This window comes from Streptomyces durbertensis (genome assembly GCF_014156695.1).
Taxonomy (GTDB): Bacteria; Actinomycetota; Actinomycetes; order Streptomycetales; family Streptomycetaceae; genus Streptomyces; species Streptomyces durbertensis.
Window position 1 is genome coordinate 1 of record NZ_WMLF01000853.1, and the last position, 928, is coordinate 928.

At 72.7% G+C, this 928-nt stretch carries 1 protein-coding gene; it reads right to left on the reverse strand.

The window, feature by feature from the left end; all coding sequences use genetic code 11:
* Positions 1–135: 135 nt before the first annotated feature.
* Positions 136–928 (reverse strand): prephenate dehydrogenase (locus GL263_RS27275; protein ID WP_182858399.1); only part of this gene is annotated, 793 nt, incomplete at its 5' end.

The following is a 928-nucleotide window of genomic DNA, read 5'->3' on the forward strand; positions in this document are numbered from 1 at the left end:
GTACGGGGGTCGTCCCCTCCAGGGAAGCAGCCACGGTGACGGAGACCTTTCTCGAAAGCTCTGGGAGAACCACTACGGTTTGGCGCACACGGAACAGGCGTGGGTGACCCACGCTCGTACCAGGCTACCGGGAAGCTAGCCCTGCCTGATCGCCCAGCCCCGCTCCCGCAGGGCCTCCGACAGCCGGAGCGCGGCCTGCGGCTCCACCATGATCTGGACGCGGCCGGCCTGCTGGCCGGTGGCGTGCTCGATGCGGACGTCCTCGATGTTGACCCCGGCCCGGCCGGCGTCGGCGAAGATCCTCGCCAGCTCGCCCGGCTGGTCGCTGATCAGGACCACGACCGTCTCGTAGGCGGTCGGTGCCTGGCCGTGCTTGCCCGGCACCCGGGAGCGGCCTGCGTTGCCGCGCCGCAGGACGCCCTCGAGGCCCTCGACGCCCTCGGCCCGCTTGTGGTGGTCGGCAGACTCCAGCGCGCGCAGCGCGCGGACCGTCTCGTCCAGGTCCTCGGCGAGGGCGGCGAGCACGTCGGCGACCGGGCCGGGGTTGGCGGAGAGGATGTCCAGCCACATCCGCGGGTCGGACGCGGCGATCCGCGTCACGTCCCGGATGCCCTGCCCGCACAGCCGCACGGCCGTCTCGTCCGCGCTCTCCAGCCGGGCGGCGACCAGGCTGGAAAGGAGCTGCGGGGTGTGCGAGACGAGCGCGACCGCCCGGTCGTGCGCGTCGGCGTCCATCACCACCGGCACGGCCTGGCACAGCGCCACCAGCTCCAGCGCCAGGTTCAGCACCTCGGTCTGCGTCTGGGCCGTCGGCGTGAGCACCCACGGCCGGCCCTCGAAGAGGTCCGCGCTGGCCGCCAGCGGGCCGGACTTCTCCCGGCCGGACATCGGGTGCGTGCCCAGGTACAGGCTCTGTCTCTTATACACA